A 25,571-nucleotide genomic window follows, 5' to 3' on the forward strand; every position below is an offset into this window, starting at 1 on the left:
AGCCAAAAAATGATTAATGCTTTGAATAATAAAGAAAATGTTCCGCAGTTGTGAATATTTTGTTATCAGGATCACAAATCAATCCAACCGCGTTGCGTAAATCGTAAACAGCGTATAAAACTAATCGTTAATATATTAATGAATTCCGGTTGTCATGTTCTGTCACGAGAGGAGTTTGCATGAAAGGCACCGTATTTTCCGTCGCGTTGAACCATCGCAGCCAGATTGACGCCTGGGATCAGGCGTTCCATCAGCCGCCCTATAACACCCCGCCCAAGACCCCGGTGTGGTTTATCAAACCGCGCAATACCCACCTCGCCAGCGGCGGGGCGATCCCGTTCCCGGCCGGTGAGAAGGTGCAAAGCGGCGCTACGCTGGCGGTGGTGATCGGCGATACCGCCCGCAAGGTACCGGCCGAGCGGGTGGCGGACTATCTGGCGGGCTATGCGCTGGCCAACGACGTCAGCCTGCCGGAAAGCAGCTTCTACCGCCCGGCGATCAAGGCCAAGTGTCGCGACGGTTTTTGCCCGCTGGGGGATATCGGCCAGCTGGCGGCGACCGATAGGCTGGAGATCGTCACCGAAATCAACGGCGTGGAGCAGGATCGCTGGTCGACCGCCGATCTGGTGCGCTCGGTGCCGGAACTGATCGCCGCCATCAGCGATTTCATTACCCTGCAACCGGGCGACGCGGTGCTGATTGGCACCCCGCACCAGCGGGTGGAGATCAAACCGGGGGATGAAGTGACGGTGCGCGCCGCCGGTCTGCCCACTCTGACCAACCGCGTGACGCAGGCAGGAGACTTATCATGAGACACGCCCGTATTCGTCATCATGGCCAGATTGTTAACGCCCGCGTGGATGAGCAGCTGCACGTTACCCTGCCTGACGGCACTGTGCTGCAGGAGCGGGATGCCGAGTGGCTGCCGCCGGTGCAGGGCACGGTGTTCGCCCTGGGCCTAAACTACGCCGACCACGCCAGCGAGCTGGAATTCAAGGCGCCGGAAGAACCGCTGGTGTTCCTCAAGGCGCCGAACACCCTGACCGGCCACCGCCAGGTGTCGGTACGCCCGGCCGGCGTGGCGTATATGCACTACGAAGCCGAGCTGGTGGTAGTGATCGGTAAAACCGCCCGCAACGTCAGCCGCGAACGGGCAATGGAGTACGTGGCGGGTTACACGCTGTGCAACGACTACGCCATCCGCGACTATCTGGAAAATTACTACCGCCCGAACCTGCGGGTGAAAAGCCGCGACACCCTGACGCCGATCGGGCCGTACATCGTCGATCGCGATGACATTGCCGATCCGCATCGCCTGGCGCTCAGCACCTACGTCAACGGCGAGCTGCGCCAGCGCGGCAGCACCGCCGACATGATTTTCGATATCCCGTTCCTGATCGCCTACCTGAGCGAATTTATGACGCTGCAACCGGGCGACATGATCGCCACCGGCACGCCGAAAGGGCTGGCCGACGTGCAGCCGGGCGATGAGGTGGTGGTGGAAATCGAGGGCATCGGCCGTCTGGTTAACCACATCATCAGTGAAAAAGATTACGAGGAAAGTTTGCGATGAAAACCATCAACCATTGGATCAACGGCAAGAACGTCGCCAGCAAAGAGTATTTCACCACCAGCAACCCGGCCAACGGCGAGGTGCTGGCGGAGGTGGCGTCCGGCGGGCAACTGGAGATCGAGCAGGCGGTGGCCGCCGCCAAAGCGGCGTTCCCGAAATGGGCCAATACGCCGATGAAAGAGCGCGCACGCCTGATGCGCCGTCTGGGTGAGCTGATTGACGAGAACGTGCCGCAGATCGCCGAGATGGAAACCGCCGATACCGGCCTGCCGATCCACCAGACCAAAAACGTGCTGATCCCGCGAGCCTCGCACAACTTCGAGTTTTTCGCCGAAATCTGCCAGCAGATGAACGGCCGCACCTACCCGGTGGACGACAAAATGCTCAACTACACGCTGATCCAGCCGGTCGGGGTGTGCGCGCTGGTGTCGCCGTGGAACGTGCCCTTCATGACCGCCACCTGGAAAACCGCGCCCTGCCTGGCGCTGGGCAACACTGCGGTGCTGAAAATGTCCGAGTTGTCGCCGTTGACCGCCGATCGCCTGGGCGAGTTGGCGCTGGAAGCCGGCATCCCGGCCGGGGTGCTCAACGTGGTGCAGGGCTACGGCGCTACCGCCGGCGACGCGCTGGTGCGCCATAAGGACGTGCGCGCCGTGTCGTTCACCGGCGGTACCGCCACCGGCCGCCGTATTATCGAGAGCGCCGGGTTGAAGAAATTTTCCATGGAGCTGGGCGGCAAATCGCCGGTGCTGATTTTTGAGGATGCGGACATCGAACGCGCGCTGGACGCCGCGCTGTTCACCATCTTCTCGATCAACGGCGAACGCTGCACCGCCGGTTCGCGCATTTTCATTCAGGAAAGCATTTACCCGGAATTCGTCAAACGTTTCGCCGAACGCGCCAACCGCCTGCGCGTGGGCGATCCGCAGGATCCCAACACCCAGGTGGGGGCGCTGATCAGCCCACAGCACTGGGAAAAAGTCTCCGGCTATATCCGCCTGGGAGTGGAAGAAGGGGCGACCCTGTTGGCCGGTGGCCCGGAAAAACCGGCCGGGCTGAGCCACGGCAACTTCCTGCGTCCGACGGTGCTGGCGGATGTCGACAACCGGATGCGCGTCGCGCAGGAGGAGATCTTCGGGCCGGTGGCCTGCCTGCTGCCGTTCAAATCGGAAGAAGACGGCCTGCGCATGGCTAACGACGTGGAGTACGGCCTGGCGTCCTATATCTGGACGCAGGATGTGAGCAAGGTTCTGCGTCTGGCCCGGAATATTGAGGCGGGCATGGTTTTCGTCAACACCCAAAACGTACGCGATCTGCGCCAGCCGTTCGGTGGCGTGAAATCCTCCGGCACCGGCCGCGAGGGCGGCGAATACAGCTTTGAGGTGTTCGCCGAGATGAAGAACGTGTGCATTTCCATGGGGGACCACCCCATCCCGAAATGGGGCGTCTAAGCCTCAGGCCACAACAAAAACGAAAGAGATGAGAACGATGACGATAAAACTTACCACCCATGCTGTCCCTGCTCCCGACGTTGTGCGCTGTGCCTATATGGAAATTCAGGTAACGAACCTTAAAGCGGCGCGCGAATTCTACGTCGACATTCTTGGCCTGGTGGTCACCGCCGAGGATGAGAAAACCCTGTACCTGCGTTCGATGGAAGAGTTTATTCACCATAACCTGGTGCTGCGCGAAGGCCCGGTGGCCGCCGTTGCGGCCTTTGCTTTCCGCGTGCGCACGCCGGAAGACGTCGACCGCGCCGAAGCCTATTTCAACGCCTTGGGCTGCCGCACCGAGCGCCGGGTGAAGGGCTTCGTCAAAGGCATCGGCGATTCGGTGCGGGTTGAAGATCCGCTAGGCTTTCCGTACGAGTTTTTCTACGACGTGCAGCACGTCGAACGCCTGGCCTGGCGTTACGATCTCTACACGCCGGGCGCGCTGGTGCGCCTCGATCACTTTAACCAAATTACGCCCGACGTCCCGCGAGCCGTGGAATACATCCAGGGGCTGGGCTTCCGCGTGACGGAAGATATCCGCGATGAAAACGGCATGGTTTACGCCGCCTGGATGCGCCGCAAAGCCACGGTGCATGATACCGCGATGACCGGCGGGGCCGGGCCGCGCATGCACCATATCGCCTTCGCCACCCATGAAAAGCACAACATTCTGGCCATTTGCGACAAGCTCGGCGCGCTGCGTAAATCCGATTTGATCGAACGCGGCCCCGGCCGCCACGGCGTCTCCAACGCCTTCTATCTCTATCTGCGCGATCCCGATGGACACCGGGTGGAGATCTATACCCAGGATTACTACACCGGCGATCCGGATAACCCGACCGTGACCTGGGATGTGCACGACAACCAGCGCCGCGACTGGTGGGGTAACCCGGTGGTGCCGAGCTGGTACACCGAAGGATCGCAAGTGTTGGATCTCGACGGCCGGCCGCAGCCGGTCATCGAACGCAGTGCGCCAAGCGAAATGGCCGTCACCATCGGTGCAGACGGTTTTTCCTACACCCGCGAGGGCGATACGGAAAAAGGCTTCAAGCTCGGCAACACCCTGTAACCACCGCCGCGTGGGCGGCTTGCCCGCGCAAATTCGCCGTTCGGAGATTGCTATGCCGCATTTTTATGCTGAATGCACCAACAACATCCGCGAAGAGGCCGATCTTCCCGCCCTGTTCGCCAAGGTCAATCAGGCGCTGGCGGACACCGGCATCTTCCCGCTGGCCGGGGTACGCAGCCGCGCCCTCTGGCTGGACACCTGGCAGATGGCCGACGGCAAGCAGGATTACGCCTTCGTGCATATGACGCTGAAGATCGGCCACGGCCGCAGTCTGGAAAGCCGCGAGCAGGTCGGCGAGATGCTGTTCGCGCTGATCAAGGAACATTTTGCCGCGTTGATGGCCAGCCGTTATCTGGCGCTGTCCTTCACCCTTGAAGAGCTGGATCCGGTGCTGAATTACAAGCAGAACAATGTCCATGCGCTATTTCGCAAAGAGTAAGGGGCCGTAAATGTTGGATAAAGAGCTGATTAGCCGCGCCGTGCAGCGCTTGCACCAGGCGGAACAAAGCCGCGAACAGATCCGCGCGCTGTCGCTGGATCACCCCGAGATCACCCTTGAAGACGCTTATGCCATTCAGCGGCAGTGGGTGGCGCTGAAGATCGCCGAAGGCCGTACGCTGAAGGGCCATAAGATCGGCCTGACCTCGCGCGCCATGCAGGTCAGCTCGCAGATCACCGAACCGGATTTCGGTGCGCTGCTGGACGACATGTTCTTCAACGACGGCAGCGACATTCCAGTCGAGCGCTTTATCGTGCCGCGCGTTGAGGTGGAGTTGGCGTTCGTGTTGGCCAAACCGCTGCGCGGGCCGAACTGCACGCTGTTCGACGTGTACAACGCCACCGATTACGTCATTCCGGCGCTGGAGATCATCGATGCGCGCAGCCATAACGTCGATCCGCAGACCCAGCGGCCGCGCAAGGTGTTCGACACCATTTCCGATAACGCCGCCAATGCCGGGGTGGTGATGGGCGGCCGGCCGATCAAACCGGACGCGCTGGACCTGCGTTGGATCAGCGCGTTGCTGTACCGCAACGGGGTGATCGAAGAGTCCGGGGTGGCGGCGGCGGTGCTCAACCATCCGGCCAACGGCGTCGCCTGGCTGGCCAACAAGCTGTTCCCGTATGACGTAGAGCTGGAGGCCGGCCAGGTGATCCTCGGCGGTTCCTTTACCAGGCCGGTGCCCGCGCGGCGCGGCGATACCTTCCACGTCGATTACGGCCCGATGGGTTGTATCAGCTGCCGGTTCGTTTAAGGGGGTTCAATGTTAACCAACCATTTCAAACAGGCCTTGCAGGAAAAGCGCCCGCAGATTGGCCTGTGGCTGGGTCTGTGCAGCAGCTACAGCGCGGAACTGTTGGCCGGCGCCGGTTTCGACTGGTTGCTGATCGACGGCGAACACGCGCCCAACAACGTGCAGACGGTGCTGGGCCAGTTGCAGGCGATCGCGCCTTACCCGAGCCACCCGGTGGTGCGCCCGCCGTGGAACGATGCGGTGATCATCAAACAACTGCTGGACGTCGGTGCGCAAACCCTGCTGATCCCGATGATTCAGAATGCCGAACAAGCGCGCGAGGCGGTGCGAGCCACCCGTTATCCGCCGCACGGCGTACGTGGCGTCGGCAGTGCGCTGGCGCGAGCTTCTCGCTGGAATCGGATACCGGATTACCTGCAGCAGGCCGATGCGCAGATGTGCGTGCTGGTGCAGATCGAGACCCGCGAGGCGGTGAAAAATCTGGACGCCATTCTGCAGGTGGAAGGCGTCGATGGGGTGTTTATCGGCCCGGCGGATCTGAGCGCCGACATGGGGTTTGCCGGCAACCCGCAGCACCCCGAAGTGCAACGCACCATTGACGACGCCATCGCGCGCATCCGCGCGGCCGGCAAAGCGCCGGGCATCCTGATGGCAAATCCGCAGTTGGCGCAGCATTACCTGGCCTCCGGCGCGCTGTTTGTCGCCGTTGGGGTGGACACCACCTTGCTGGCGCGTGCGGCGGAATCCCTGGCGAGCCGTTTTAAACAGGATCTGCCGCCGGCGCAACCGCCATCCCCGGGCGTTTATTAGGCCGTATCCCTTAATTGATCGCCAGCGGCGCTCACGCAATTCAGGGGCGCAGCCAATGTTACCGGACACAACCCTATCGGAGCCACCATGAGCAACGTCGATTCGCTGCCGCCGGTCAACCCGGCGCAGCAACATAAAGCGTTAACCGCCGCCGAGCAATCGGTGATTAAAAAGCTGTTTCGGCGACTGATTATCTTCCTGTTCGTGCTGTTTGTTTTCTCTTTCCTCGACCGCATCAACATCGGTTTCGCCGGGCTGACGATGGGCAAGGATCTCGGCCTCAGTTCGACCATGTTTGGCCTGGCGGCGACGCTGTTTTACGTCACCTATGTGATCTTCGGCATTCCCAGCAATATCATGCTCGGGATCGTCGGCGCGCGGCGCTGGATCGCTACCATCATGGTGCTGTGGGGCATTGCCTCGACCTGCACGTTGTTCGCCACCGGCCCGACCAGCCTGTACGTGTTGCGCATGATCGTCGGCATCACCGAGGCCGGTTTCCTGCCCGGCATTCTGGTGTATCTCACCTACTGGTTCCCGGCGTTTTACCGCGCCCGCGCCAATGCGCTGTTTATGATCGCCATGCCGGTGACGATGGCGATCGGTTCTCTGGTATCGGGCTACATTCTGGCGTTGGACGGGGTGATGAACCTCAAGGGCTGGCAATGGCTGTTCCTGCTGGAAGGCATTCCTTCGGTGTTGCTGGGCGTGGTGGTGTGGTTCTATCTCGACGATACGCCGGCCAAGGCCAAATGGCTGACCGACGAAGAAAAAACCAGCCTGAAGGCGATGATGGACGCCGACAAGTTGCAACTGGTGCAGCCGAACGGGCCGCGCAGCCACCGGGCGATGCAGCAGCGCAGCCTGTGGCGTGAGGTGTTCACTCCGATCGTACTGATGTACACGCTGGCCTATTTTTGCCTGACCAACACCCTGAGCGCCATCAACATCTGGACGCCGCAGATCCTGCAGAGCTTCAACCAGGGCAGCAGCAATATCGTGATCGGCATTCTGGCGGCGATCCCGCAGATCTGTACCATCGCCGGCATGGTGTGGTGGAGCAAACGATCGGATCGCCTGCAGGAGCGCAAGCGGCATACCGCGCTGCCCTACCTGTTTGCCGCCGCTGGCTGGTTGCTGGCTTCCGCCACCGATCACAGCCTGATTCAACTGCTGGGGATCGTCATGGCTTCGGTGGGGTCTTTCACCGCGATGGCGATCTTCTGGACCACGCCGGATCAATCCATCAGCCTGGAGGCGCGCGCGATAGGGATCGCGGTGATCAACGCCACCGGCAATATAGGATCGGCGGTCAGCCCGCTGTTGATCGGTTGGCTTAAGGATCTGACCGGCAGCTTTAACGCCGGGCTCTATTTCGTGGCGGCGCTGTTGGTCATCGGGGCGTTGATCGTCTGGCGCATTCCGATGCAAGGCTCGCGTCCGCGAGCCACGCCATAAGCCTGATAAGGCTTGAGTTTGATGACAAAGTTGTCTTTGAACCCGGGATACACGGGCCTGGCGCACCGAGGGGCGCTCTCCCTAATAACGGGCTTTGTCAGCAGTCTGAAGCCTAATAAAAGGCTTATCACTGATCTCATCGCTGAGGGAGGATGTTGTGCAGAAAAGTACCGGCTTTATCGCCAATATCGACATCTGCAAAGAGTACGATGCGCGCTACGCCGCCGATGAGGTGCATTACGAAACCTTCGCCGGGCTGGCGGCGTTTTTTGGCCGCGACATGCAGGTGCACTGGCACGACCGTTTCTTCCAGGTACATTTCCTGGAAACCGGCAAGATTGAGCTGCAACTGGACAGCCAGCACTATTCGGTGCAGGCGCCGCTGTTTATCCTGACGCCGCCCTCGGTACCGCATGCGTTCTTCACCGAGCCGGTCAGTGACGGCCACGTGCTGACGGTGCGCCAGGAGCTGATCTGGCCGCTGCTGGAGCGGCTGTATCCCGGCAGCAATCTGGCGCTCGATATGCCGGGCATCTGTCTGTCGATGGCGGACGCCCCGCAGGAGCTGGCGGCGCTGAGCCATTACTGGCCACTGATCCGCCGTGAATTCGGCCAGCAGCTGGCCGGCCGCGAGCAGACGCTCGCGCTGCTGGCGCAGGCGGTGTTTACTCTGCTGCTGCGCAATGCCGCGTTGGAAGATACCGCCACCAGTGGGGTGCGCGGCGAGCTGAAATTGTTCCAGCGCTTCAACAAAATGGTGGATGAACGCTTCCGCGATCACCTGCCGGTGCCGGACTATGCGCGGGCGCTGGGGGTGACCGAATCACGGTTGAACGATCTGTGCCGCCGCTTCGCCAACCAGCCCCCCAAACGGCTGATCTTCGACAGGCTGCTGCGCGAGGCCAAGCGCATGCTGCTGTTCAGCGCCTGTACCGTGCATGAGACCGCCTATAGCCTGGGGTTCAAGGACCCGGCCTATTTCGCCCGTTTTTTCAATCGTCTGGAAGGCTGTTCGCCTTCGACCTACCGCGCCGCACAACATCCCCTTTCGTAACCTGGATCACAATTCGCAGCGATTGCGGCAAATCCGCCTGAAAAGTACCGGCGATTGCCGCAAAAGTCTCTTCTCGAAATCGGCGTTGGCAGCTTCAATTAAGCAACCAAAAAGAAACATTTATTTAACAAAAAACGAATCCACAGACGAGGATCACCCGATGAAACCAGAAGACTTTCGTGCCGACAGCAAACGCCCGTTCACCGGCGCCGAATACCTGAAAAGCCTGCAGGATGGCCGCGAAATCTATATCTACGGCGAGCGGGTGAAGGACGTCACCACCCACCCGGCGTTCCGCAATGCGGCGGCTTCGGTCGGCCAACTGTACGATGCGCTGCACGATCCGGTCAGCCAGGATCGTCTGTGCTGGAATACCGACACCGGCAACGGCGGCTACACCCACAAGTTCTTCCGCTACGCCCGCAGCCCGGAAGAAATGCGCCAGCAGCGTGACGCCATCGCCGACTGGTCGCGCCAGACCTACGGCTGGATGGGGCGCACCCCGGATTACAAGGCGGCCTTCGGCTGCGCTTTGGGGGCTTACCCGGAGTTTTACGGTCAGTTCGCCGATAACGCCCGCCATTGGTACAAACGCATTCAGGAAACCGGTCTGTACTTTAACCACGCCATCGTCAACCCGCCGATTGACCGCCACAAACCGGTCAACGAAGTGAAAGACGTTTACATCCAGGTGGAGAAAGAGACCGACGCCGGCATTATCGTCAGCGGCGCCAAGGTGGTGGCGACCAACTCGGCGCTGACCCACTACAACTTTATCGGCTTCGGCTCCGCCCAGGTGATGGGCGATAACCCGGACTTTGCGCTGATGTTTGTGGCGCCGATGGATGCCGAAGGGGTGAAACTTATCTCCCGCGCCTCCTATGAGCTGGTGGCCGGCGCGACCGGATCGCCGTTCGATTACCCGCTCTCGAGCCGTTTTGACGAGAACGATGCGATCCTGATTATGGATCACGTACTGATCCCCTGGGAAAACGTGCTGATCTACCGCGATTTCGATCGTTGTCGCCGTTGGAGCACCCAGGGCGGTTTCGCCCGGCTGTTCCCGCTGCAGGCCTGCGTGCGCCTGGCGGTGAAGATGGACTTTATCACCGCGCTGCTGCAAAAGAGCCTGTCCTGCACCGGCGTGCTGGAGTTCCGTGGCGTGCAGGCCGATCTCGGCGAAGTGGTGGCCTGGCGCAACCTGTTCTGGTCGTTGAGCGATGCGATGTGCGCGGAGTCCACAAAATGGGAAAACGGCGCCTATCTGCCGGATTCCGCGGCGTTGCAAACCTACCGCGTGATGGCGCCGATGGCCTACACCAAGGTGAAACACATCATCGAAAAGAACGTCACCAGCGGGCTGATTTATCTGCCGTCCAGCGTGCGCGACATGAACAACCCGGAGATCGACAAATACCTGGCTCGTTACGTGCGCGGATCCGATGGGATGGATCACGTCGAGCGCATCAAGATCCTCAAGCTGATGTGGGATGCGATCGGCAGCGAGTTCGGTGGCCGCCATGAGCTGTATGAGATCAACTATGCCGGCAGTCAGGATGAGATCCGCCTGCAGTGTCTGCGCCACGCGCAGGGATCCGGCACCATGGATCAGATGATGCAGATGGTCGACAAGTGCCTGTCCGATTACGATCAGCACGGCTGGAAAGTGCCGCACCTGCATAACAATGGCGATATTAATCAGCTGGATAATCTGCTGAAGTAATTCAGGAGGAGGGTTGTATGTCTCAGGAAAATGAACACCGTCTGCGGTTTCGCGACGCCATGGCCAACCTGTCTGCCGCGGTGAATATTGTGACGACCGACGGCCCGGCGGGGCGCTGCGGCATCACCGCCACGGCGGTCTGCTCGGTGACCGACACGCCGCCGACGCTGCTGGTATGCATTAACCGCAACAGCGCGATGAACCCGGTCTTCCAGGAGAATCAGCGGCTGTGCGTCAACGTGCTGAACCACGAGCAGGAGCTGATGGCACGCCATTTCGCCGGCATGACCGACGTCAGCATGGAGGATCGCTTCCTGCTGGAGGAGTGGCAAAGCGGCCCGTTGGGCCAGCCGATCCTGCGCAATACGCTGGCCAGCCTGGAAGGGGAGATCGCGCAGATCCAGAGCATCGGCACCCATCAGGTGTATCTGGTGCAGATCCGCCAGATCCTGGTGAACGCCGCCGGTCACGGCCTGATCTACTTCAAACGCAACTTCCACCCGGTGATGCACGAAATGACCCTGGCGTGAGTGTTGGCGGGGCGAGCAGGCTCGCCCCGACATTCACTCGGCGGCGCTAGCTTTTGTTGGCCGCCAAATCCCCCACCAGCCGGTTAACCGGATTGCTCATATTGGTGAATTTGGTCAGTTCTGAACGGGTTACCACCACGAAGACGCCGATATTTTTCTGCGGGATCATCGCCATATAGGTAATAAAGCCGCCGCCGCCGCCGGTTTTCTGAATAATGCCCGGCAGGCCGTCCTTCGGTGCCATATACACCCAACCCAATCCCAACGCGCTTGCTTCACCCGGCACGTCCATGCCTTTCAGCGACACCAGATCGTTGCGCTGGAAGTACATGGTTTGTTCGCTGGCCGCCGTCGATTTGCGTGCGCCGGCGCTGTTGGAAGAGAGGAACTGTTGCATCCAGCGCTGCATGTCGCGCGGGGTGGAATAAACCCCGCCGCTGCCGCCGGCTGCGGTGGTATCGCGGCAGGCGCTTGGCCCAGCCGCCGCCACCATCAGGCGTGAGCACTGTTCGGCGCTGGGGGTAAGGGTGGTGTCGACCATGCCCAGCGGCGCGGTGATTTTTTCGCGCAGCAAAGCGCTATAAGGTTTGTTTGCCGCTCGCGACAAAGCGTCTGCCAGCAGATCATAGGCCAGGTTGGAATAGGCGGCGCGCACGCCCGGCGGCACTGTGACGTTGGCGTGTTCGAGCCACTGCCAGCGCTGTGCCTTGGTCGGCCAGGTGAACACCGGCGTTTTCGCCGGTTTTTGGCCCGGTTGTTCGCGCGGCAGCGAGCTGGTGTGAGTCGCCAGGCTCAGCAGGGTGATGGGTTGGCGCGAATTATAGGCCGGTACGGAGGCGCCCGGCGGGGCGTATTTTCGCAGCGGATCGGTCAGCTTGACCCGGCCTTCCGCCGCCATTTTGACCATCACTTCGCTGGTCATCAGCTTGGTGATCGAGGCGATGCGGATCAGCGAATCCGGGCGCGGGCGCAGATCGTTGCCCGGCTTGGTATCGCCAAAGCTGCGGTTAACCACCTGATTGTTATCAATCACCACCAGCGCCATGCCGGTGGCGCCGCTGTTGAAGAAAATGTGTTCGGCATACTGGTCGACGATTTGCGAGGCCAGTTGCGGGTCGGCGGCTTGAGCGGCCAGTGGCGCGGCGCACAGGCTCAGCGCCAGCAATGAAGCGCGGAAAGAGTTCTTCAACGATCGTTATCCATGTTAAAAGGCTGCAGGGAGAGGGCCCGGGCCGTGGCGTAACACGGCCTATACCCGTAGTCTTTCAAGTTGCAGCGCCGTTACCTGCGCTTGCTGCAACTTGAAAGCCATAGGGTGCAATGTGCTGCCAGTGTAATGTGCCTTGGCCCCTGCTGCATGTGGAAAAAAGAGCGGTCCGTCAAAAATTTTTACCCTTGCCCCCGCCGTACCGAAACGGCCTATTGCGCGCGGGTAAAGATGGCGATCACTTCATCCAGATGCGCTTTCATGGCCTTGCGTGCGCCGCGCACGTCACGCGCCTCGATCGCCTCCAGGATCGCCCTATGTTCCTGTTCTGAACGGTGCGGCATATCGTCCGGCGTATAGTGACGTTGCAGCACGCGGAACATGCTGCCGTAGCGGTGGCCGAGCAGGTGGCCGATAACGAACGCGTAGGCGGGGTTGCCGCTGGCTTGGGCAATGCGGATATGGAATAGCCGGTCGCCGGGGTGGGTGGCCGATCCGGCGCGGTTATCGCGGCAGTTTTGCTCATAGGCAGCCCGAATGCCCGCCAGCTCTTCGTCGGTGGCATGGCGTGCCGCCAGTGCGGCGGTTTCCGGTTCGATCAACAAACGGGTTTGCAGCAGCGAGAACGGCGGCAACTCGGCGTTAAAATCCAGCTCGATATTCAGTTCGTCATCGATTTCCGCCCATTGATCGCGCCCGGCCTGCGCCATTACCGGTTCCTGCGAGGCCAAAATCGGCGCCTGCGCCCGAACGATCACCCCGTTACCGACTTTCACGTCGACCAGACCAATCACTTCCAGCGCAATCAGCGCCTCGCGTACCGAGGCGCGGCTGACCTGTAACTGCTGGGCCAGATCCCGCTCGGACGGCAGGCGGCTGCCCGGGGGGAATTCGTTGTTTTCGATGAGCCGCTTTAATTGATCGGCTATCTGTCTGTAAATACGAGGGTTTTCCAGTCGGGTAATGGGCATGGGTTACCTTGAGCTGTTTAGCGATAAGTGATTCAGCGCACAGTTATTAGTCAACTTGCTTGAGTAATGGTTAATCAGGTGTAAAAAGTTGGTTAATAAAAATGCTGTTTTAACTGTGTCTCATAACATTCTCACCAAACGATAACGCGTAAAGCGTCTTTTGTCATGTTAAAGGCCTGACCTTTAACCGCCTTTAATGGCCTGACCATTGGACCTTTAGGCCAAGGGAGCAAAAATGAATTTAACCGGGAAACGCGTACTGATCACCGCCGCCGGACAGGGGATCGGTTTCAGCACCGCCAGGCTGTTCGCCGAGGCGGGCGCTGAAGTGATCGCCACCGATATCAACATCGGCCAACTGCAGGGGCTGCCCGGCATTCAGGCGCTGACGCTTGACGTGACCGATCCGGCAACGATAGCCGCAGCGGCGGAAACCCTAGGGCCCGTCGACGTGTTGTTTAACTGCGCAGGCGTGGTGCACAGCGGATCGATTTTGGAATGCAGCGAAGCGCAGTGGGCGTTCGCCAACGAGCTGAACGTGACGGCGATGTTCCGCATGATCCGTGCCTTCTTGCCCGGCATGCTGGCGCGTAAAAACGGCTCGATTATCAATATGTCTTCGGTCGCCTCAAGCGTGAAAGGGGTGCCGAACCGCTTTGCTTACAGCACCACCAAGGCGGCGGTGATCGGCCTGACGCGTTCGGTGGCGGCGGATTACGTTACCCAGGGCATTCGCTGTAACGCCATCTGCCCCGGCACGGTGGAGTCGCCGTCGTTGCGCCAGCGCATTGCCGAGCAGGCGCGTGAACAGGGGCGCAGCGAAGAAGAGGTGTATCAGGCGTTTGTCGCCCGCCAGCCGATTGGCCGCATCGGCACTACCGCCGAGATTGCCCAGTTGGCGCTGTATCTGGCCTCGGACGCCAGCTCTTATACCACCGGCACGGTGCAGATTATCGACGGCGGCTGGAGCAACTGATTTTTACGTTTTGCGGCGTCGTCGAAGGCGCTTCTACGGAGGATTGAGGAATCTATGAAACTTTTACGCTATGGCGCACCGGGGCAAGAGCGGCCGGGGGTATTGGACAATAACGGCCAGATCCGCGACCTTTCGCAGCATATCGCCGATGTCAGCGGTGAAGCGCTGCTGCCGGCATCGCTGGAAAAGCTGCGTGCCTTGGATATCAACCAACTGCCGCTGGTCGAGGGGCAACCGCGCCTGGGGCCGTGCGTCGGCCAGATCGGCAAGTTTATCTGCATTGGCCTCAATTACGCCGATCACGCGGCGGAAACCGGTGCGGCGATCCCCGGCGAACCTGTGGTGTTCAGCAAATGGACCAGCGCGGTGGTGGGGCCAAACGACGACGTGCAAATTCCGCGCGATTCGGTCAAAACCGACTGGGAAGTGGAGCTGGGCGTGATCATCGGCCAGGGCGGGCGTTATATCAGTGAGCAGGATGCCCTGCGCCACGTCGCCGGTTATTGCGTCATTAACGACGTTTCCGAGCGTGAATTCCAGATTGAGCGCGGCGGCACCTGGGACAAGGGCAAAGGCTGCGACACCTTCGGCCCCACCGGCCCCTGGCTGGTCACCGCCGATGAAATTGCCGACCCTCACCGCCTGAACCTGTGGCTGGAGGTGGACGGCAAACGCTATCAGGACGGCAACACCAGCACCATGATCTTCCGCATTCCGCACATCATCAGCTACCTGAGCCGCTTTATGAGCCTGCAACCGGGGGATGTGATCTCCACCGGCACGCCACCGGGCGTGGGCATGGGGCAGAAGCCGCAACCCATCTACCTGAAGGCCGGGCAGACGATGCGTCTGGGCATCGAGGGATTGGGTGAACAACGTCAAACAACCGTACAGGCCTGATGGGGAGCCGCACCATGACGACGATTACCGCACTGCGGGTTGAAGATATTCGTTTCCCCACTTCGCTGGGGCTGGACGGATCCGACGCGATGAATCCGGATCCGGACTATTCGGCGGCGTACGTGATCCTGGAGACCGACCACGCCGATCTGCGCGGCCACGGGCTGACCTTTACCATCGGCCGCGGCAACGAGATCTGCTGCGCGGCGATCCGCGCGCTGGAGCATCAGATTGTCGGCGTCCGGCTTGAGGAGATCGCCGCCGACATGGGCGCGTTTTGGCGGCGTTTTACCGGCGACAGCCAACTGCGCTGGATTGGGCCGGACAAGGGCGCCATTCACCTGGCGACCGGGGCGGTGGTGAATGCGGTATGGGATCTGTGGGCCAAATCCGTGGGCAAACCGGTGTGGCGGCTGGTGGCGGAGATGACGCCGGAGGAGCTGGTGCGTTGCATCGATTTCCGTTACATCACCGACTGCATTACGCCGCAGGAGGCGCTCAGCCTGCTGAACCAGCGGGCGCAGGGTAAGGAGGAGCGTCTGGCGCGGCTGCTGGAGGACGGTTATCCGTGCTACACCACCTCCGCCGGCTGGCTGGGTTACCCGGACGACAAGCTGCGTCGGCTGTGTCAGGAAGCGGTCGACGCCGGTTTCTCCTACCTGAAGCTGAAAGTGGGCCGCGACCTGGAAGACGATATCCGCCGCGTGCGTATCGCCCGCGAGGTGATCGGCCCCGATCGTCAACTGATGATCGACGCCAACCAGGTGTGGGAAGTGAACGACGCCATTCCGTGGGTGAAGCACCTGGCGTTCGCCAAACCCTGGTTTATCGAAGAACCGACCAGCCCGGACGACGTTGAGGGGCATCGCCGCATCCGCGAAGGGATCCATCCGGTCAAGGTCGCCACCGGCGAGATGTGCCAGAACCGCATTATGTTCAAGCAGTTCATCATGCGCGGGGCGATTGACGTGGTGCAGATCGACGCCTGCCGCCTTGGCGGGGTCAACGAGGTGTTGGCGGTGATGCTGATGGCGGCGAAATACAACCTGCCGGTATGCCCGCATGCCGGTGGCGTGGGGTTGTGCGAATACGTGCAGCATCTGTCGATGATCGACTACCTGTGCATCGCCGGTACCCACGACGGGCGAGTGATCGAATACGTTGACCACCTGCATGAACATTTTATTCATCCTTGCGACATCCGGGGCGCGGCCTACATGCCGCCGCAACACCCTGGATATTCGATCGAGATGCACCCTGCGTCGATCGAACAGTATCGGTTTCGCGGTTGAAGCGGGAGCACGGCATGCTGCGCATCGACGCTCACCAACACTATTGGCGCTACCGGCCGCAGGGGTATCCGTGGATTAGCGAACAGATGGCGGTGCTGCGTCAGGACTACGGCCCGGCCCAGCTCGAACCGTTGCTGCAACGCCACGGTTTCGACGGCGCGCTGGTGGTGCAGGCCCGCCAGTGCGAGCAGGAAACCCGGACGCTGCTGGCGCAGGTGCAGCAAAGCCGTGGCGTATCCGGCGTGGTGGGCTGGCTGGACATTGCCTCGCCTCAACTGCCGCAGCGGTTTGATGAACTGCGCCAACAGCCGCTGCTGCGCGGCCTGCGCCATCTGGTTCAGGATGAGCCGCAACCGGCGGCCTGGCTGGAGCGGCAGGCGGTGCGGTGCGGCATGCAGGCGCTGCAGCGGCACGGTTATGTCTACGACATTCTGGTCACTCACCGGGATCTGGCGGCCGCGGCGCAGTTTGCCGCCCGGCACGACGATTACTGGCTGGTGCTGGATCATCTCGGCAAGCCGGATATCGCCCGTGGCGCACAGCATTGGGCGCAGCAAATCAAACCGCTGGCGGCGTTGCCCCACGTGGCCTGCAAGCTGTCCGGGTTGATTACCGAAGCGCCAGGCGGCGGTTGGCAGGCGCAGCAGCTGTTGCCGTTTTTTGAGGCGGCGCTGGAGGCATTCGGCCCGCAGCGGCTGATGTTCGGCTCCGATTGGCCGGTGTGTTTGCTGGCCGGCGATTACGGCCAGGTTTATCGCCTGTGCGAACAGGCCGTCGCCGCGCTGAGCCCCGCACAGCAGGCGGCAATTTGGGGCGGGACGGCCAGCCGCGTTTACAGCCTGACCAGGGGTTAGCTACGGATTAATGGAGTGAGTTATGGATTTGTATCTGAAAGAGAAAGTGGTGATCGTCACCGGCGGCGGTTCCGGCATCGGCGCGGCCATTTCCCGCCTGCTGGCGGAAGAAGGGGCGATTCCGGTGATTGTCACCAACGCGGAACCGGAGGCGGATTTCCTGACGGCACTGCGCCGGTTACAGCCGCAGAGCGAAGTGATCATCACCGATCTCTGTGAAGAAAACGACTGCCGGCGAGCGGTGGCGCAAACCCTGGCAACCTTCGGCCGCCTCGACGGGTTGGTGAATAACGCCGGGGTGAACGACGGCGTCGGGCTGGAGGCGGGGCGAGAGGCGTTTGTCGGATCGCTGGAGAAAAACCTGATTCATTACTATCTGATGGCGCACCTGTGCCAGCAGGCGTTGCAAAGCAGCAAGGGGGCCATCGTCAACATCGCCTCCAAAACTGCGCTCAGCGGGCAGGGCGGCACCAGCGGTTATACCGCCGCCAAGGGGGCGGTACTGGCGTTGACGCGCGAGTGGGCGGTATCGCTGCGCCATGACGGAGTGCGAGTGAATGCCGTAGTTCCGGCGGAAGTGATCACGCCGCAGTATCAGCGCTGGATCAATACCTTCGAACAGCCGGAGCAGCAGCTTGAGAAAATTACCGCGCGCATTCCGTTCGAACAGCGGATGACCACGCCGCAGGAAATCGCCGACACCGTGGTGTTTTTGATCTCATCGCGGTCGTCGCACACCACCGGGCAGTGGCTGTCGGTGGACGGCGGCTACCTGCACCTTGATCGGGCGCTCACATGAACGGCTCTGCGGGTTTGCCGCGGCGCTTTTGCCAGGCGCTCGATCTGGTCGATTCACCGGCGCTGATTGAGGAGTATCAGCGCCACCACCAACGCATCTGGCCGGAAATTGCCGAACATCTGCACGAGCACGGCATCCTGGATATGGAGATTTACCGGCTGGGCACCCGGCTGTTCATGATCGTCGAGGTCAGCCCGGCGTTCGATGCCGGGCGGTTTGACGCCGCTGGTCTGAGCAATCCCCATGTGCAGCGCTGGGAAGCCCTGATGTGGAAATACCAGGTGGCCACCCCCTGGACGCCGCAGGGCGAAAAATGGGTGGCGATGGAGCGGATATTCTCTTTGCAACAGCAATAACAACATCTCACTACCCTACCCGAGGATATATCAATGCTTGCTGAAAAAAGTGCGGCCCCGCCACAGCTGGGCGTCAAGGCGACCTCCAATTTACGCTGGGCCTTTATCCTGGTCACCAGCCTGTTCTTTATGTGGGGGCTGTCGTATGGCTTGTTGGACGTATTGAATAAACACTTTCAGGAAACACTGCACGTGACCAAGGCGCAGTCGGGGTTATTGCAGGCGGCGTATTTCGGCGCTTATTTCTTGGTGGCGCTGCCCGCCGGCTATTTTATGGATAAGAAAGGTTACAAGGCCGGCATTCTGGTAGGGCTGTGTCTGTATGCGCTAGGGGCGTTGTTGTTTGTGCCGGCGGCCTCCGCCAACAGCTTCGGCGCCTTCCTGTTTGCATTGTTTGTCATTGCCTGCGGCCTGGGTTGCCTGGAAACCGCGGCCAACCCTTACGCTACGGTGCTGGGCGATACGCAGGGCGCGGAACGGCGGCTCAACCTCGCCCAGTCTTTTAACGGCCTGGGGCAGTTCATCGGGCCGATGATCGGCGGTACGCTGTTTTTCTCCGCAACCCAGGGGGCAAGCGGCGGTGACCAGAGCGCGGTGAAGGTGACTTATGTGGCGATCGCCGCGCTGGTGCTGCTGATTGCCTTGCTGTTCAGCCGCACCCGGTTGCCGGATATCCGTGAGGAAGAGCAGCCGGAACAGGGCGAAATCGCGCAAGGCTTGTGGCAGCACAAACACTTTGTCGGCGGGGTGATTACCCAGTTCTTCTACGTGGCGGCGCAGGTCGGCGTGGGGGCGTTCTTTATTAACTACGCCACCGAACACTGGAGCGACGTTTCCAACCAGAGCGCTTCCTACCTGCTCTCCATCGCCATGATTTGTTTTATGATCGGGCGCTTCTTCAGCACCTGGCTGATGGGCAGAGTGAAACCCGCCACGTTGCTGATGCTTTACTCGCTGATCAATATTCTGCTGTGCGGCGTGGTGATGCTCAGTATCGACGGGGTCTCGGTGGTGGCGCTGATTGGCGTGTTCTTCTTTATGTCGATCATGTTCCCGACCATTTTCGCCCTGGGGGTGAAAAATATGGGTAAACACACCAAGCGCGCCAGTTCCTTTATGATCATGGCGATCGTCGGCGGTGCCATCATGCCTTACTTTATGGGGGCGCTGGCGGACAGGTACAGCACGGCGCTGTCGTACCTGCTGCCGTTGCTGTGTTTTGCCGTGGTGTTTGTCTACGGCATGCAGCAGCGCCGCCGCTAGACCCACGGCCCGCCGGCTCGGGCAGCGGCGGGCCGCAGGTTGCCATCAGGCTGCAGGTTCAGCCCTGATTTTTACTCTCGCGATAACCACCAATGCCAGACCTGTGGTGGCGCCGGCCATCAGGGCGTTGGTTACCAGACCATATTTATCGACAAGTTGCCCTCCTGTTACGGCGCCGAGAGAAATACCGATATTAAAGGTGGCGATATAGAGAGAGGTGGCGACCTCGATTGACCGGGGGGATGCGATCATCATCCAGGTCATCAGCGATACGGAAACCCCGCCATAGGCAAGCCCCCACAGCAGGGTAATAAGACCGCCGCTTACGGCGGTTGCTCCCCACCAGGAAAACAGGATGACGGCGGCAGTTAGCCCGAGGGCGATCAGCGCCAGCGTCGGGCGAAGGTGTTTTGCCGCTGCGCTGCCGGCAAGAAAATTTCCGGCAATGCCGGCGAGGCCGTAGGCGAACAGCAGCGGGCCAATCCAGTTGTCGTCAAAATGAGATACCGTCTGCAGCAGCGGTCGAATAAAGGTGAAAGCCATGAAATGGCCGGCGACCAACAAGGCTGTGACCAGGAGCCCCGCAAGCAGCTTTGGGTTTGCCAGTTGTTCGGCGAATTGCCCTAAAGTGACAGCGTGTTCCGCAGGCACCGATGGGAACGATCTGATGAGCAAGATTAGCGCCAGCAGAGCTAAAAGAGCCATCGCCAGAAAGGCGGTACGCCAGCCGAATGCATCACCTATAAATGCCCCTAAGGGCACGCCTAATACCGAAGCGGCCGCGACGCCGCCAAAAATTATCGATATTGCCAGACCTATGGAAGCTTGTGGTACCAACCGCCCCGCAATGCCCCCGGCAATGGCCCAAATTCCGCCCATGCAGAAACCGACGACGACGCGAGCGGCCAACAGCCCGTTCAGGCTGGCTGCCGTGGCCGAAGCAATATTAGCCGCAATCAGCAACACGAGAAGCCAGCGGAGGATCGTCCTGCGGTTAATCCCTCCGGAGGCGAGAACGACCAGTGGAGCAAAAAAGGCGGCCAGTAGGGCCGGCAATGAAATCATCAGGCCCGCCCGGCCAACCGTGGCGTTTAGCGTATCCGCAATGGGATTCAACAGGCCGACGGGTAACATTTCGGTGGTGACGACGGAAAATGTGGCGAGCCCGATTGAAAATACCGCCAACCAGGGGCTTGGGATGCTTGCCGGTTGTCCGGCGGCCTGGTGAGATGTGCTCATTAAATGTCCTCGTTTACTGGATTTGATAGGGGGGATGGGGGGACAGAACACAGTGTATACGCGCACTATCGGGTGATAAACTGGCCTTAATGGGCAACATTGGGGACAAAACGTGGCTAATTTAATGGCGATGCCGCTTGATAACCTGTCCGATCTGCTGGTGTTTGTGCGGGTCGCTGATGCGCGTAGTTTTACTCTGGCGGCCGAGAGGCTCGGCATATCCCGCTCGTCGGCGGGGAAAAGCGTTAATCGGCTGGAAGAGCGGTTGGCCACCCGGCTTCTGCACCGGACGACGCGCAGCGTGAGCCTGACCGAAGAAGGTCAGGTGTTTTATGAACATGCGCTGCGGATTCTGGCGGAGGTCGACGAAGCGGAAACGGCGATAAACCAGCGGCATCAAACGCCCAGAGGACGCTTGCGTATCGATCTTCCCGTCGCCTTTGGCCGTTTGCATATTTTACCGATTTTGAGGGATTTCCTGCTCCAATGGCCGGAAGTGGATGTAGAAGTGACGTTCTCCGATGACTTCAGCGATCTGGTGCGCGAGGGGATCGATTTGGCTATCCGCATTGGCGGTAACGATGACAGCCGGCTGGTGCGTAAAGTCCTCGCACCGCACCGGTTGATAACCTGTGCTTCACCGCGCTATTTGGCGAACCATGGCGTGCCTCAGACGCCGGACGATCTGGTTGATCACCATCGGTTGGTGTTCTCGCACCAGGGAATGCCGGTTCCCTGGCGCTATCAGGTAAATGGACAACATCGCGACGAACCTGTCGGCGGAAGAATGCGTTTCAACAACACCGAAGCATTGCGGGATTCGGCACTTGCAGGTTTGGGTTTGTGCCAACTCGGCGCTTTTCTGGTTGGTGAACAACTCTCGGCCGGCACGCTTGTGCCGGTACTGGAGAAATATTGCCGGGCTGAAGCGCCCATATGCGCCGTTTATCCCACCCGGCGCTATCTGTCGCCTAAAGTGAAACGATTCGTGGGGGCGATAGAAAGCCGATGGGGCGGCAAGGCCATTTGGGAACTGGCCTGACGCCAGCCGGCCATTTCCCGTCAGGCCGCATGCACGGATTTTTGCAGCAGACGGTAACCGCCGACGGCGACCAGCAATACCACCAGGCCGGCAGATATCGTAATGATGAACCCGGCTTTTACCCCGGCTTCATCGACAACCCATCCCGCCAGAGCGGCGCCGAGCGCTACGCCAATCCCCAGCCCGGTGATCATCCAGGTTAACCCTTCCGTTAACCGGGAGGGCGGAACGATATTTTCAACCAACCCCATCGCAATGATCATGGTCGGGGCAAAGAACAGGCCTGCGACAAATACCGTGGCTGCCAGGGTGAAAATATCCTCAACCAGCAGCAGGGGCAATGCGGTCATCGCCGTGGCCAGAGCGGCGTATAAAAACAGGCGGGGCAGAGGAACCGGGATTTTCATGGCGCCGAAAACCAACCCGGCCAGGCAAGAACCGATGGCGTAAACCGACAGCACCAGGCTGGCTGCGGCAGGTTGCCCAAGCTGTTCGGCAAAGGCGACGCTGATGACGTCGACGGTGCCGACAATGGTGCCCAACGCGACTAACGTCAGCACCAGTATCTGCATCGGCACCTGCTTGATGACGGAACCGCGAGCCGTGCCGTCGTCAGGATAAACCGGCGGTTCGGAGCCTGTTTGCCAGACAAAGGCCGTGACGCCCATCGTCAGTAAAATGGCGGCGGCCAATGGCCCCGCCTCTGGAAAGATCGCTACGCTGAGGCCTACTGAAATGGGGGGGCCGATAATAAAACAGACTTCATCGAGCACGGACTCAAACGAAAATGCGGTGTGCAAGCGGGGTGTGCCACGCAAGATCTCAGTCCAGCGGGCTCTGACCATGGCCGGCATGCTGGGCATGCAGCCGGACACCGCCGCAAAGACGAACAGCGTCCAGTCGGGTGCCTGATAATGCGTACACAGCAGCAATGACAGCACGCCGACTACGCTGACGGCGGTAACACAGGGCAGCACGCGGCGCTGCCCCAGGCGATCAACCGCGCGTGAGATATGCGGCGCCAGCAGCGCCATGGAAAACGCAAAGGTCGCCGCTACGGCGCCGGCCAGCCAATAAGACCCCCGCAACTGTGCGAGCATGGTGATGATGCCGATCCCGAGCATGGAGAGGGGCAGGCGTGCGATGAGCCCGGCAAGGGAAAATGCCTTGGTGCCCGGCGTGCTGAAAAGCTCGAGGTAAGGGTTGGCCATAAAAACTCCAGAGTATTGATGGGGATATTTGGCCTCATTGACATACGAGGCGTATGTTAAACCTAATTGACATACGCTACGTATGTCAATTATAACGTCATGACCCCAAGCCCGGAGCGTCAAAATGGCACGTAAAGCACGAACGGAAATGATTGAGGAAACGCGCAAAAAGCTGGTTGCGACCGCGCGTCAGCAATTTGGCCGCGTTGGGTATGCCGACACGGTGATGGATGAGCTCACGGCGCAAGCCGGCATGACGCGCGGCGCGCTGTATCACCACTTTGGCGATAAAAAAGGGCTGTTTCTTGCCGTAGCGCAGGAAATCGATGCAGAAATGGACGCGCGCCTGGCCGATATTTCCGCCCATGCACCGGATAACTGGAGTGCATTCAAAGGGCGCTGCCGGGCTTATCTTGAGATGACGATGGCGCCGGAAGTGCAGCGCATTTTGCTGCGCGATTCGCCGTCGGTACTTGGCGCGGAGTATTTGCAGGCCGGCAAGTTGCAATGCGTTGCTTCGATGACCCGCATGCTGAAGACGTTGATGGAAGAAAAACATATTGCGCCGACCTCGCCCGAAGTGCTGGCGCATCTGATTAATGGTGGCTTGATGGACGCGGCTTTTTGGATCGCCAATCGCCCTGAGGACAAGCAAGCGCTGGCGCAGGCACTGGATGGGGTGGAACTGCTGCTGAACGGGTTGAAACCTTTGCGCACTCCGACGACGAGCGCATGAGGTTTCTGGTTTCCCCCCGCAAGTGATTACGGGGGGCTGCGATCAGCTTGTCATGGGGTCACCGCGGCCTGCACGTTTTCCGCCAGTTGAATATTGTTGCGGCCGTTGTTTTTAGCCAGATACAGCGCCGCATCGGCCGCGCGGATCGCCGAGGCCACGTCAAGCTTGTCCAGCATGGCGATGCCGGCGCTGAGCGTGACGTTGGTTATCTCTAACTGGTTAAAACGGTGGGGGATTTTCAATTCCTGCACGCGCTGGCGCACTCGTTCAGCCAGTTGCGCGGCGTAATCTTCTCTGACGTTGGTCAGCAGCACCAGAAACTCTTCCCCGCCGTAGCGCACCACAATATCGCGCGAACGCACCGAGTCGCGGATGGCGATAGCCACTTGCACCAGCGCCTGATCGCCCATGGTGTGGCCATAGTTATCGTTATAGGCTTTGAAGTGGTCAATATCGAGCAACAGAACAAAATGGCGACCCGATTGGGACTCCGGCAACATATTGATCTTGTTCTCCAGGCCACGCCGATTATAAAGGCCGGTTAACGGATCGATCATGCTTAAATTACTGAACCTGTCTCGTTCGTTATACAGGTTAGCCACCAGCGTCTTGGTAAAGGCTTCGCTGCGCTTGAGCATGAGGTGATGGATTGAGAAAGCGATAATCGGCAGCACTGTGGTGAAAACTATCCGCACGGTATTGTGCATACCATCCAGAAATAGAATGACCAGCGCGGACGGAACGGCATGCAGACAAAAAGCGATAAAGTTATCGGTTAAGGCAATGGCGCTGATAAAGAACATACTGAACAGGCTAAGTAATAAGAAGCCTTGGTTATTCGGCGCATAATACTGACTTTTAATGTAAATATGCGCCGCCCACAGCAGGCCAATAACGCATGAAAACAGATTAAGCTTTTTGACGAATTGCCGCATGGATTGCAGGGTAAATAACAATGCAACCAGACAAAATAGCGGTATGGCTAATAAAGGTAGGGTAAATGCGGGTTTGCCCTGAAACGGAACCAATATTGTAAATATAGAAGAGGCCGCGTTCATCAATAAAAACAAAAACAATGATAAGCGGTGCTTGCTAGTCAGCAGTTCCTGATAAGAACGCGCGTTCATACGGAGTTCACTCTTTACAATATCGATCTGTCGAAAAATTAAGGTTAGAAAGATTCTTTCAGCGTGAATTAAACACCTGTATTACATGGTTTTTAATTGTAATTATTAGCACGCTACGGCGACTAAGAATTTTCTTATCGCAAACTATCATTTTTTCGCCGTTCTGTCATCCGCGTTTGGCCGCAGCGGTGAAAATGATGCGCGTTGAAAAAAAGTGTTATATGATATTGGTTATCATTATCACTTAAAGGGTAGGGTTATCATGATTGCAGCCATGATTACCGCATGTGGTTTGTGGGGCGTAAGCTGGTGCCTGGGCAACCGTTTGGCCAGCGCCTGGGGCGTTCTGCTGCCCTGCGCCTTGATGCCGTTACTGGCGTTGATCAACCTGGATATGATGCAACTGCGCACGCTAATCGTGATCGCCATGTTAGCGACGTTGGTGATGCTGTTTAACAGCCGCTGGCGTCATTATTTGCTGCTGCCATCCTGCATGGCGCTGGCCGGTGGATTGGCGGCGGTCAGCCTGAATTTCAGCTTCAGTTAAAAACGCAAAAAGCCGCTTGAGCGGAGAGTCTTTGGTGCTATTTTTTTGGGGAAATTCAGAGGAACTGCGGGAGGGGAACTCATCAATT

General features: G+C 59.6%; 26 protein-coding genes. 21 read left to right on the forward strand and 5 right to left on the reverse strand.

What is annotated here, in order from left to right:
* Positions 1-179 precede the first annotated feature (179 nt).
* From SPL01S_RS18880 to hpaC, 11 genes are all read left to right on the forward strand, one after another.
* Positions 180-812: a fumarylacetoacetate hydrolase family protein gene (locus SPL01S_RS18880; protein ID WP_063202211.1), complete on the forward strand. Its 633-nt coding sequence runs from the start codon at positions 180-182 to the stop codon at positions 810-812.
* Positions 809-1,573: a fumarylacetoacetate hydrolase family protein gene (locus SPL01S_RS18885; protein WP_063202213.1), complete on the forward strand. Its 765-nt coding sequence runs from the start codon at positions 809-811 to the stop codon at positions 1,571-1,573. The genes SPL01S_RS18880 and SPL01S_RS18885 overlap by 4 nt, the downstream gene beginning before the upstream one ends.
* Positions 1,570-3,024, forward strand: coding sequence for a 5-carboxymethyl-2-hydroxymuconate semialdehyde dehydrogenase (hpaE, locus tag SPL01S_RS18890; protein WP_063202216.1), 1,455 nt, complete (start codon positions 1,570-1,572; stop codon positions 3,022-3,024). The genes SPL01S_RS18885 and hpaE overlap by 4 nt, the downstream gene beginning before the upstream one ends.
* Before the next feature lie 37 nt (positions 3,025-3,061).
* Positions 3,062-4,135 carry a 3,4-dihydroxyphenylacetate 2,3-dioxygenase gene (hpaD, locus tag SPL01S_RS18895; protein ID WP_111738399.1) on the forward strand — a complete coding sequence of 358 codons (1,074 nt, stop codon included), beginning with the start codon at positions 3,062-3,064 and terminating at the stop codon, positions 4,133-4,135.
* A 52-nt stretch (positions 4,136-4,187) separates the two neighbouring features.
* Complete coding sequence (locus SPL01S_RS18900) at positions 4,188-4,574, forward strand: 5-carboxymethyl-2-hydroxymuconate Delta-isomerase (RefSeq protein ID WP_004949865.1); 387 nt, start codon at positions 4,188-4,190, stop codon at positions 4,572-4,574.
* Between the two features lie 10 nt (positions 4,575-4,584).
* Positions 4,585-5,388, forward strand: a complete 804-nt coding sequence (gene hpaH / locus SPL01S_RS18905; protein ID WP_063202222.1) for a 2-oxo-hept-4-ene-1,7-dioate hydratase — start codon at positions 4,585-4,587, stop codon at positions 5,386-5,388.
* 9 nt (positions 5,389-5,397) lie between these two features.
* Positions 5,398-6,198, forward strand: a complete 801-nt coding sequence (hpaI, locus tag SPL01S_RS18910; RefSeq protein ID WP_063202225.1) for a 4-hydroxy-2-oxoheptanedioate aldolase — start codon at positions 5,398-5,400, stop codon at positions 6,196-6,198.
* An 87-nt stretch (positions 6,199-6,285) separates the two neighbouring features.
* Positions 6,286-7,656: a 4-hydroxyphenylacetate permease gene (gene hpaX, locus SPL01S_RS18915; protein ID WP_063202227.1), complete on the forward strand. Its 1,371-nt coding sequence runs from the start codon at positions 6,286-6,288 to the stop codon at positions 7,654-7,656.
* A 157-nt stretch (positions 7,657-7,813) separates the two neighbouring features.
* Positions 7,814-8,710, forward strand: coding sequence for a 4-hydroxyphenylacetate catabolism regulatory protein HpaA (hpaA, locus tag SPL01S_RS18920; RefSeq protein ID WP_063202229.1), 897 nt, complete (start codon positions 7,814-7,816; stop codon positions 8,708-8,710).
* 160 nt (positions 8,711-8,870) lie between these two features.
* A complete protein-coding gene (gene hpaB / locus SPL01S_RS18925) occupies positions 8,871-10,433 on the forward strand; it encodes a 4-hydroxyphenylacetate 3-monooxygenase, oxygenase component (protein WP_004949871.1) in 1,563 nt (520 codons plus the stop codon).
* Between the two features lie 17 nt (positions 10,434-10,450).
* Complete coding sequence (gene hpaC, locus SPL01S_RS18930) at positions 10,451-10,963, forward strand: 4-hydroxyphenylacetate 3-monooxygenase, reductase component (protein WP_063202230.1); 513 nt, start codon at positions 10,451-10,453, stop codon at positions 10,961-10,963.
* Positions 10,964-11,009: 46 nt separating this feature from the next.
* Here the strand turns inward: hpaC and ampH are convergent, their stop codons facing one another.
* The gene (gene ampH, locus SPL01S_RS18935) at positions 11,010-12,152 is read right to left on the reverse strand and encodes a D-alanyl-D-alanine-carboxypeptidase/endopeptidase AmpH (protein ID WP_063202232.1); all 1,143 of its coding nucleotides are present in this window, start codon (positions 12,150-12,152) and stop codon (positions 11,010-11,012) included.
* A 230-nt stretch (positions 12,153-12,382) separates the two neighbouring features.
* A complete protein-coding gene (locus tag SPL01S_RS18940) occupies positions 12,383-13,141 on the reverse strand; it encodes a FadR/GntR family transcriptional regulator (protein ID WP_004949875.1) in 759 nt (252 codons plus the stop codon).
* A gap of 235 nt (positions 13,142-13,376) precedes the next feature.
* On the opposite strand from SPL01S_RS18940, the gene SPL01S_RS18945 reads away from it, so the two are divergent.
* From SPL01S_RS18945 to fucP, 7 genes are read left to right on the forward strand one after another with little or no spacing between them, the layout of a single operon-like run.
* Complete coding sequence (locus SPL01S_RS18945) at positions 13,377-14,117, forward strand: SDR family oxidoreductase (protein ID WP_063202234.1); 741 nt, start codon at positions 13,377-13,379, stop codon at positions 14,115-14,117.
* Between the two features lie 54 nt (positions 14,118-14,171).
* Positions 14,172-15,017, forward strand: coding sequence for a fumarylacetoacetate hydrolase family protein (locus SPL01S_RS18950; protein WP_063202236.1), 846 nt, complete (start codon positions 14,172-14,174; stop codon positions 15,015-15,017).
* A 14-nt stretch (positions 15,018-15,031) separates the two neighbouring features.
* Complete coding sequence (locus SPL01S_RS18955) at positions 15,032-16,309, forward strand: L-fuconate dehydratase (RefSeq protein WP_063202238.1); 1,278 nt, start codon at positions 15,032-15,034, stop codon at positions 16,307-16,309.
* 14 nt (positions 16,310-16,323) lie between these two features.
* Positions 16,324-17,163: an amidohydrolase family protein gene (locus tag SPL01S_RS18960; RefSeq protein WP_063202240.1), complete on the forward strand. Its 840-nt coding sequence runs from the start codon at positions 16,324-16,326 to the stop codon at positions 17,161-17,163.
* Positions 17,164-17,185: 22 nt separating this feature from the next.
* The gene (locus SPL01S_RS18965; protein ID WP_006323479.1) at positions 17,186-17,962 is read left to right on the forward strand and encodes an L-fucose dehydrogenase; all 777 of its coding nucleotides are present in this window, start codon (positions 17,186-17,188) and stop codon (positions 17,960-17,962) included.
* Positions 17,959-18,318, forward strand: coding sequence for an L-rhamnose mutarotase (locus SPL01S_RS18970; RefSeq protein ID WP_062869550.1), 360 nt, complete (start codon positions 17,959-17,961; stop codon positions 18,316-18,318). Before SPL01S_RS18965 ends, SPL01S_RS18970 begins: the two co-directional genes overlap by 4 nt.
* A 33-nt stretch (positions 18,319-18,351) precedes the next feature.
* A complete protein-coding gene (gene fucP / locus SPL01S_RS18975; protein ID WP_063202242.1) occupies positions 18,352-19,581 on the forward strand; it encodes an L-fucose:H+ symporter permease in 1,230 nt (409 codons plus the stop codon).
* A 45-nt stretch (positions 19,582-19,626) separates the two neighbouring features.
* Here the strand turns inward: fucP and SPL01S_RS18980 are convergent, their stop codons facing one another.
* The gene (locus SPL01S_RS18980) at positions 19,627-20,820 is read right to left on the reverse strand and encodes an MFS transporter (RefSeq protein ID WP_063202244.1); all 1,194 of its coding nucleotides are present in this window, start codon (positions 20,818-20,820) and stop codon (positions 19,627-19,629) included.
* Between the two features lie 124 nt (positions 20,821-20,944).
* Between SPL01S_RS18980 and SPL01S_RS18985 the strand changes: the two genes are divergently transcribed.
* Positions 20,945-21,862, forward strand: a complete 918-nt coding sequence (locus tag SPL01S_RS18985) for a LysR family transcriptional regulator (protein ID WP_081113174.1) — start codon at positions 20,945-20,947, stop codon at positions 21,860-21,862.
* A 20-nt stretch (positions 21,863-21,882) separates the two neighbouring features.
* On the opposite strand, the gene SPL01S_RS18990 is transcribed toward SPL01S_RS18985, so the two are convergent.
* Positions 21,883-23,073 carry an MFS transporter gene (locus SPL01S_RS18990; RefSeq protein ID WP_063202246.1) on the reverse strand — a complete coding sequence of 397 codons (1,191 nt, stop codon included), beginning with the start codon at positions 23,071-23,073 and terminating at the stop codon, positions 21,883-21,885.
* Between the two features lie 124 nt (positions 23,074-23,197).
* Here SPL01S_RS18990 and SPL01S_RS18995 point away from each other — a divergent pair, with 124 nt between their 5' ends.
* On the forward strand, positions 23,198-23,809 hold the full coding sequence (locus tag SPL01S_RS18995; RefSeq protein ID WP_063202248.1) for a TetR/AcrR family transcriptional regulator: 612 nt from the start codon (positions 23,198-23,200) through the stop codon (positions 23,807-23,809).
* 50 nt (positions 23,810-23,859) lie between these two features.
* On the opposite strand, the gene SPL01S_RS19000 is transcribed toward SPL01S_RS18995, so the two are convergent.
* A complete protein-coding gene (locus SPL01S_RS19000; protein ID WP_063202250.1) occupies positions 23,860-24,936 on the reverse strand; it encodes a diguanylate cyclase in 1,077 nt (358 codons plus the stop codon).
* A 262-nt stretch (positions 24,937-25,198) separates the two neighbouring features.
* On the opposite strand from SPL01S_RS19000, the gene SPL01S_RS19005 reads away from it, so the two are divergent.
* On the forward strand, positions 25,199-25,483 hold the full coding sequence (locus tag SPL01S_RS19005; protein ID WP_006320084.1) for a DUF1435 domain-containing protein: 285 nt from the start codon (positions 25,199-25,201) through the stop codon (positions 25,481-25,483).
* Positions 25,484-25,571: the final 88 nt, after the last annotated feature.

Origin of the sequence: Serratia plymuthica NBRC 102599 (assembly GCF_001590925.1) — a bacterium.
Taxonomy (GTDB): domain Bacteria; phylum Pseudomonadota; class Gammaproteobacteria; order Enterobacterales; family Enterobacteriaceae; genus Serratia; species Serratia plymuthica.